At 70.8% G+C, this 7,631-nt stretch carries 6 protein-coding genes; 1 reads left to right on the forward strand and 5 read right to left on the reverse strand.

The features are described 5' to 3' along the window. The gene (locus GA0115234_RS27770) at nt 1-1,635 is read left to right on the forward strand and encodes a beta-N-acetylhexosaminidase (RefSeq protein WP_093547180.1); all 1,635 of its coding nucleotides are present in this window, start codon (nt 1-3) and stop codon (nt 1,633-1,635) included. Between the two features lie 34 nt (nt 1,636-1,669). Here the strand turns inward: GA0115234_RS27770 and GA0115234_RS27775 are convergent, their stop codons facing one another. The 5 genes from GA0115234_RS27775 to GA0115234_RS27795 form a co-directional block, all read right to left on the reverse strand. Then, nucleotides 1,670-3,151: an amidase gene (locus GA0115234_RS27775; RefSeq protein ID WP_237541798.1), complete on the reverse strand. Its 1,482-nt coding sequence runs from the start codon at nt 3,149-3,151 to the stop codon at nt 1,670-1,672. Between the two features lie 52 nt (nt 3,152-3,203). Next, nucleotides 3,204-3,803 (reverse strand): GNAT family N-acetyltransferase, encoded by a 600-nt coding sequence (locus GA0115234_RS27780; protein ID WP_093547182.1) that lies wholly within the window; start codon nt 3,801-3,803, stop codon nt 3,204-3,206. A 139-nt stretch (nt 3,804-3,942) separates the two neighbouring features. After that, nucleotides 3,943-5,397: a glyceraldehyde-3-phosphate dehydrogenase gene (locus tag GA0115234_RS27785; protein WP_093547184.1), complete on the reverse strand. Its 1,455-nt coding sequence runs from the start codon at nt 5,395-5,397 to the stop codon at nt 3,943-3,945. 54 nt (nt 5,398-5,451) lie between these two features. After that, nucleotides 5,452-6,657, reverse strand: a complete 1,206-nt coding sequence (locus tag GA0115234_RS27790) for an MFS transporter (RefSeq protein WP_093547186.1) — start codon at nt 6,655-6,657, stop codon at nt 5,452-5,454. A 77-nt stretch (nt 6,658-6,734) separates the two neighbouring features. Continuing rightward, nucleotides 6,735-7,481, reverse strand: coding sequence for a helix-turn-helix transcriptional regulator (locus GA0115234_RS27795; protein WP_093547188.1), 747 nt, complete (start codon nt 7,479-7,481; stop codon nt 6,735-6,737). Between the last annotated feature and the right edge of the window lie 150 nt (nt 7,482-7,631).

Raw genomic sequence — 7,631 nt, forward strand, 5'->3', positions numbered from 1 at the left:
ATGACGCCCCCCATGCTGCTGCCCCGGCCCGTCACGGCCCGATCCGCACCGGGAGAGTTCCCGCTCGACGCGTACACCACGATCACGGCCCCCGCCGTGCTGGCCACGACGGCCGCCCGGCTGCAGTCGGCACTGCGCCCCGCGACGGGCCTGCCCCTGCCGGTCACCGAAGACGGGTCCGGACCGGGCATCGCCCTGACACTCCGTCCGGAACTGGGGGCCGAGGCATACCGTCTTGAGTCCGGGCCGGCCGGTGTCCGCATCGAGGGCGGGGACGTGAACGGGGTCCGCCACGGTTGCCAGGCGCTGCGGCAACTGCTGCCGCCGCGGGTCTACCGCGGTGCCCGGATCGCCGACGAGCGGTGGGCGGTGCCGGGGGCGGTCATCGAGGACGCGCCGCACTTCCGCTGGCGCGGCGTCATGCTGGACGTGGCCAGGCACTTCCTGCCCAAGCGGGAGGTGCTGCGCTTCATCGACCTGATGGCGATGCACCGTCTCAACACCCTCCACTTCCATCTCACCGACGACCAGGGCTGGCGCGTGGAGATCCTGCGCCACCCGCGCCTCACGGAGACCGGCGGAGGGCGCCGGTCGTCCCAACTGGGTTCCACACTCGACGACAGGACCGAGAACAGGCCGCACGGCGGCTACTACACCCAGGACGACATCCGGGAGATCGTCGCCCACGCGGCGGAGAACGGCATCACGGTCGTCCCGGAGATCGACGTTCCCGGACACTCCCAGGCGGCCATCGCCGCCTACCCCGAACTAGGCGTGACCCACGAGCAGGTGGAGGTCATGACCCGATGGGGCGTCAGCCCCCACACCCTGAACGCAGAGGAGTCGACCATCGACTTCTTCCGGGAGGTCTTCGACGAGATCATGGCCCTCTTCCCCAGCACCTTCATCGGTGTGGGAGGCGACGAGTGCCCCAAGGACCAGTGGAAGGGCGACCCGCGCACCCAGGAGCTCATGGCCGAGCGCGGCCTGGCCGACGAGAACGCCCTCCAGGCGTGGTTCATCGCCCGGATCGCCACCCATGTCGCGGACGCCGGGAGACGGGTCTTCGGCTGGGACGAGATCCTGGAGGGGGAGCTCCCGCCGGGTGTCGCCGTGGCCTCCTGGCGCGGCATGACCGGTGCCGTCACGGCGGCACGCAGGGGCTTCGACGTGGTGTCGTGCCCGGACGACCAGGTCTACCTCGACTACCGGCAGTCTGAGCATCCCGACGAGCCGATCCCGGTCTGCGTGCCCGTGACATTGGAGGACGCCTACGCCTTCGACCCGGTCCCGGACGGCCTGACCGGTGAAGAGGCGGCACGGGTGCTCGGCGGACAGGCCAACCTGTGGACCGAACACGTGGACTCGCCGCGCATGGTGGACTACTACGCCTTCCCCCGGCTGTGCGCGGTGGCCGAGGCGCTCTGGCGCGGGCCGGGCCACCGCGACTTCGACGAGTTCCGCACCCGTCTGTACGACGCGCACCTGCCCCGGCTCGACGCCCTCGGCGTGGAGTACCGGCCCGCGACCGGCCCGCTGCCCTGGCAGACGCGCCCCGGCGTTCTGGGCGCACCCGCGTCGAGGGCCGAGCGCGAGGCGCACATGAACCGCCGGGTGGCGGCCATCCGTTCCTGAGCGGGTGCGCGGCACGGTGCCGTGACCCGGGTGCTCAGAGCGAGGGTTCGAGGTGCGCCCAGGGGCGCTCGGCCTCGATCCGGGCGGCGAGTGCGAGGAGGGTCCCCTCGCCGCCCAGCGGGCCGACGAACTGCACACCGAGGGGCAGGCCCTCGGGAGTGCGGTAGGTGGGAACGCTCATCGCGGGCCGTCCGGTGATGTTGGCCAGCTGGGTGTACGGGGTCGCCGCGAGGTTGGCGATCACCGCGCTCTCCCACGCCCTGGTCCCGGCCAGGGCTCCCAGCAACCCCACGCGCATCAGGGTCCGGGCGACGGCGCGTACCGGTCGAGGGGTGTCCAGTTCACCGATCCGTACGGCAGGCCGGGCCAGGGTCGGGGTGAGGAGCAGATCGTAGCGGCTGTGGAAGGAGGCGAGTTGCCTGCTGTAGGTGTTCCAGCGGTCGTGGGCGGCATAGTAGGCCGGTGCCTTCAGCTTGCGCCCGGCGGCGGCCAGCAGATGGGTGTCGAGCTCGAAGTCCTCCGGTCCGGCGCCGGTCGACCGGCGGATCCCGTCGACGGTGTGGGCGAGTTGGGTGGTCCACATCGCGAGGAAGTCGAGGGCGAGCTGCCGCTGGTCGATCTCCGGCTCGGCGGGCTCGACGTCATGACCGAGGTGGCGGAGCAGCACCGCGGCGTCCTCGACCGCGGCCACCGCCTGCGGGTCGACCTCGGTGTCGATGGGGGAGCGGGTGCTGAAGCCGATCCGCAACGTCCGGGGCCTGCGGGCGAGTTCGGTGTACGGCAGCTCGGGGCGGGCGTGCAGATACGGTCCCGCCGCGTCCGGCCGCGAGGTCAGCACATCGAGCATGGCCGCGCTGTCGCGGACGCTGCGTGAGATGACGCCTTCGGTCGCGGCGCCGTGCAGGTGCTCGGCGACGGAGGGACCGGCCGGGACGAGTCCGCGTCCCGGTTTCAGGCCGAACAGCCCGCAGCACGCGGCCGGGATGCGGATCGATCCGCCGCCGTCACTGGCACCGGCCACCGGGACGATGCCCGCCGCCACGGCCGCCGCCGCTCCGCCGGACGAGCCGCCCGGGGTGCGGGTCAGGTCCCAGGGGTTGCGGGTGGGCCCGTTCGCCTCCGGCTCGGTGATGCCCTTCGCGCCGAACTCCGGGGTGTTGGTCTTGCCGAAGATCACCAGCCCGGAGTCCAGCCAGCGGTCGACCACCTCGCTGTGCCGCTCGGCGGGACGATGGCGAAGGGACCGGCTGCCGCTGCCGGTCGGCAGCCCGGCGTAGTCCTGCGACAGGTCCTTGATCAGGAAGGGGACTCCGGCGAACGGCCCGGTCAGCGGCTTCTTAGCACGCTCCCGGGCGAGTTCGTGCATCGGCAGGACGATCGCGTTGAGTGCGCCGTCGACGGCCTCCGCTCGGGCGATGGCGACATCGAGCAGCTCGTCCGGTGAGACCTCCCCCCGGGCGACCGACTCGGCCAGGCCCATCGCGTCCTGTGCTCGGTACTCGGCGTAGTGCATCATCAGGGCCCCGCCTCCCACTGCGTCCCGCAGATTCTGTGACGTCCAGACGCTCTCACAGCGGGCCCGGGGCGTCACCCCGGAGGCGGGCGTGCAGATGCTGGTCGTGCCATCCGTCCGCGTGCAGCAGTGCGCCGCGCATGACGCCTTCGACGGCGTATCCGGCCTTGAGCGCCACACGGCAGGAGGCCGGGTTGGCCATCGAGTGGCACAGTCGCAGGCGATGCAGCCCCAGTTCCTCCAGGGCCCACCGGCCGACGGTGCGCACGGCCTCGACCGCGACACCACCGCCGCGGGCCGCGGGCAGGAGCCAGTAGATGATCTCCGCGCTGCCGCCTTCGAGGTCGATGCCGTTCAGCCCGATGAGTCCCGCGGCCTCCTCGCCCGGCCGGGCGACGGCCCAGACGGCACCCGTCTCGGCCTGCCAGCGCCGGTGCATGCGCTCGATCCGCTCGCGCGCGTCCTGCGCCGATTCCACGAGAAGGAGGTTCCATTGGCGGATGGCCGGATCCTGGCCGGCGGCGGCCAGTACATCGGCGTCGTCGCGGCACCAGGGGCGCAGCTCAAGGCCGTTGGGGAGGCCGAGTACCGGCTGGTGGTTCCGGGCCATCCGACCTGCGGGAACGACGCGGGGAACAGGTGTACCGGAGATCATCCGGGCATGGTGCCACAGGTCTTCGCAGGGGCGGTATCCGATGTCCGCCGTCGCCTTCCCTCCCTGTGGGCGAGCAGCGCGAAGGGCGCCTGATGAGCGTTCGCCGCATCAGGCGCCCTTCGCGGACCGTCCGCCGGGATCAGACCGCCGGGGCCGGGTAGGTCGGGTACTCCACGCCGGAGACGTGCTGGACGACGCGGATGACCTGGCACGAGTAGCCGAACTCGTTGTCGTACCAGAGGTAGAGGATCGCGTTGTCACCGTCGACCTTGGTGGCACCGGCGTCGACGATCGAGGCGTGGCGCGAGCCCATGAAGTCGCTGGACACGGCGTCCGGGGCGGTGGTGAAGTCGATCTGGCGCTTGAGCGGCGAGGTCAGCGACACATTGCGGAGGTAGTCGAGGACTTCGTCGCGGGTCGTCTCGCGCCCGAGCCGCAGGCTGAGGATCGCGATCGAGACGTCCGGCACCGGGACACGGATCGAGCTGCCGGTGATCGGCGCCTTGAGCTCGGGCAGCGCCTTGGCGACCGCGGATGCGGCACCGGTCTCGGTGATGACCATGTTCAGCGGCGCGGAACGGCCGCGGCGATCGGCCTTGTGGTAGTTGTCCAGCAGGTTCTGGTCGTTGGTGAACGAGTGGACGGTCTCCACGTGGCCGCGCAGGACGCCGTACTCGTCCGCCATCGCCTTCAGCGGCGGCACGATCGCGTTGGTGGTGCAGGAAGCGCAGGACAGGATCTGCTCGTCCGGCTTGATGGTGTCGTGGTTGACGCCGTGCACGATGTTGGGGACGTCGCCCTTGCCCGGCGCGGTCAGGACGACCTTGTCGATGCCGGGGCGCAGGTGGTTCGAGAGACCCTCGCGGTCGCGCCACTTGCCGGTGTTGTCGATGAGGATGGCGTCCTTGATGCCGTACGCCGTGTAGTCGACCTCGGAGGGATCGTTGGCGTAGATCACCTTGATCTCGTTGCCGTTGGCGACGATCGTGTTCTTCGCCTCGTCGACGGTGATCGTGCCCTGGAACTGGCCGTGGATCGAGTCGCGGCGCAGCAGCGAGGCACGCTTGACGAGATCCTCGACGTCCCGGCCGCCGCCCTGGCGTACGACGATGGCGCGCAGCCGCAGTCCGTTGCCGGAGCCGGCCTTCTCGATGAGCAGGCGGGCGACGAGGCGGCCGATGCGGCCGAATCCGTAGAGGACGACATCGCGCCCGTCGCCGCGCTCGATCTTGTTGGCGCCCGTGGCGCCGGCGACGGCCTCGGCGGTGAACTCCGCGACCGAGAGGCCCCGCTCGTCGGCCGCGTAGGTCGCGGCGAGCATGCCGATGTCGATCTGGGAGGGGCCGAGGTCGAGGGTGGTGAGGGCCTGGAGGAACGGCAGCGTGTCGGTGACCGAGAGCTCCTCACCGGCGATCTGGCGGGCGAACCGGTGGGTCTTGAGGATGCTGACCACCGACTTGTTCACCAAGGAGCGGCTGTGGAGCAGGATCGTTACGTCCCGCTCCCGGTGCAGTTTCCCGATGACCGGGATCATCGACTCCGCGATCTCCTCGCGGTTCTTCCAGCTGGTGAACGAGTCGTCATTGACAGTCACAGGTTTATCTTTCGAGCTAGGCGGCGCTCATATGGTAACCCCTCGCTACTTTGATCATCCAAATGGGCCGCCCGGCCCGGGGGGCGCGACGGGACCGGGTGTCCGCACCGGCTCGGCTCCGAACGGTGTGGCCGGCTCGGGCAGGGTGCGGAACAGCAGCCAGCTCAGGGCGGGCGTCAGGATCAGCGGGGTGAGGGCCGTCCGCAGGGAGGTGGCGTCGGCGACGCTGCCGATGACCGGGCTGATCAGGCCGCCGATGCTGACGGTCAGGCCCAGGGTGATCCCACTGGCGGTGCCCATGCGCGAGGGCAAGTAGTCCTGGGCGAGGGTCACTTGCAGCGAGAACGGCACGTACAGAGCGATCGAGGTCAGGGCGATGAACAGATAGATCGCCGGGCCGGGGACGAAGACGGTCCCGGCGACGGCGCCGACCGTGACCAGGTACGAGATGCGCACCACCGTGACCCGGTCCCACCGGTCGGCCAGTCGGCTGCCCAGTACGGTGCCGGCCGCGCCGCCGAGGTAGAGGACGAACAGCGCGGCGGTGCCCGCCGCCGTACCGCCGCCCGTGCGCTGCCGGGCATAGAGCGAGATGAATGTGCTCAGACCGACGAAGGCGACCGACCGGCAGACCACGGCGAGCGACAACTTCAGGAACGAGCCCCTGTCGTCGGTCCCGGTCACGGCCGAGGCCCCGGAGTCGGCGGATGTCGTCTTCTCCAGAGCGCGCAGCACGGGTAGACAGAACACACTGCCGACGACGGCCGGCACCACGAGCAGGGGTGAGAACCGCAGTCCGCCGGTGGCCACGACGGCGGTGACCAGCAGTGGGGCGGCAGCGAAACCGACGTTGCCGCCGAAGGAGAACCACCCCATCGAGCTGTGGCTTCCCTGGCCGACGAGCCGTGCGATGCGGGCGGATTCGGGATGGTAGGCGGCGACCCCGATCCCTGACACCGCCACGAACAGCAGGGTCAGGGGGTACGAACCACCGAGGCCGCTGAGTGCGACCCCGAGGCCGCCCAGGATCGTGCTCGCGGGCAGCAGCCAGGGTATGGCCCGGCGGTCGGTGAACGCTCCGAACGCCGGTTGCGCCACCGAGGACAGCAGCGACGCGGCGAGCACGATGCCCGAGGCGGCCGCGTAGGAGTAGGCGCGCTCCGCCACGAAGAACGGGACGAGGGACGCCACCGCACCCTGATAGACGTCCACGCAGGCGTGCCCGACCGAGAGGAGAACGATTGATCTGTTCCTTGGCATGGCGACATGGTCGGCGCCGCGCGGCGTGTCGCGCTTCCGATAATCTGCCAACCTTTGCCGGAAATCCGCCTCCCCGTTCAGGGGCGGCGGTTGTGCGTGCCCGGGGTGTAGCCGAAAGCGCGTCGGAAGACATCGATGAACGCGCTGGTGGACGACCAGCCGCAGCGCTGGGCGACCGAGGTCACCGGGGTGTCGTCGGCGAGCATCCGAAGGGCGTGGTACAGGCGGAGTTGGGTGCGCCACTGGGGGAAGGTCATGCCCAGTTCGCCGCGGAAGAGGCGGCTGAGGGTGCGCTGCCCGACTCCCGCCCCGGCTGCCAGGTCGGCGAGTGTGCGAGGGTCCGCGGGGTCGTGGTGCAGCATGCCGCAGACGGCCTTGAGCCGGGGGTCGGTGGGGGTCGGCAGGTGTACGGGCTGCTGGGGCGAGGCGCGCAGCCGGTCGAGGAGCACCGCGCGCAGCCGCAACCGCTCCGGGGTGTCGTCCTCGGGGCCCAGGGTGCAGGCGAGGATCAGTTCGCGCAGCAGGGGGTCGACCGAGAGGACGGTCGGGGTGTCGAGGCCGAGGGGATTGGTGTCGGCGGGCAGGCCCAGCAGGTGCAGGGCGAGGTGTCCGTGGGCGCGGTGGGCGTGGACGCAGCCCGCGGGTACCCAGATGGCCCGGGTGCCGGGGGCGAACCAGGTCCCCGCGTCGGTGGTGACCGCGAGGACGCCGGAGCCCGCGTAGGCGACCTGGTGGTCGTCGTGGCGATGTGCCTCGATGTGTTCCCCGGGGGCCATCGCCCGGGTGCGGGTGGGGGCCTCGGGATAGTGGCGGATGTCCGGCATGAAGGGGGACTCCATGGGTAGTGCGCCGGGCCGGGCGCGGATGCCTCGAAAGGGCCCTGTGGGTGTGATGCCACCCATAGGGCCCACGTCACATCCTAGGGCGGGTAGTAGGAGCGGGGTCGCCCGAAAGGCGTGAAACCTAAGCAGAGT

Source organism: Streptomyces sp. DvalAA-43 (assembly GCF_900091725.1).
Classification (GTDB): domain Bacteria; phylum Actinomycetota; class Actinomycetes; order Streptomycetales; family Streptomycetaceae; genus Streptomyces; species Streptomyces pulveraceus.

Coding starts and splice junctions, on each gene's coding strand:
- GA0115234_RS27795 (WP_093547188.1), bottom strand. CDS start 7,481: ATGCCGGACATCCGCCACTATCCCGAGGCCCCCACCCGCACCCGGGCG.
- GA0115234_RS27770 (WP_093547180.1), top strand. CDS start 1: ATGACGCCCCCCATGCTGCTGCCCCGGCCCGTCACGGCCCGATCCGCA.
- GA0115234_RS27790 (WP_093547186.1), bottom strand. CDS start 6,657: ATGCCAAGGAACAGATCAATCGTTCTCCTCTCGGTCGGGCACGCCTGC.
- GA0115234_RS27780 (WP_093547182.1), bottom strand. CDS start 3,803: ATGATCTCCGGTACACCTGTTCCCCGCGTCGTTCCCGCAGGTCGGATG.
- GA0115234_RS27775 (WP_237541798.1), bottom strand. CDS start 3,151: ATGATGCACTACGCCGAGTACCGAGCACAGGACGCGATGGGCCTGGCC.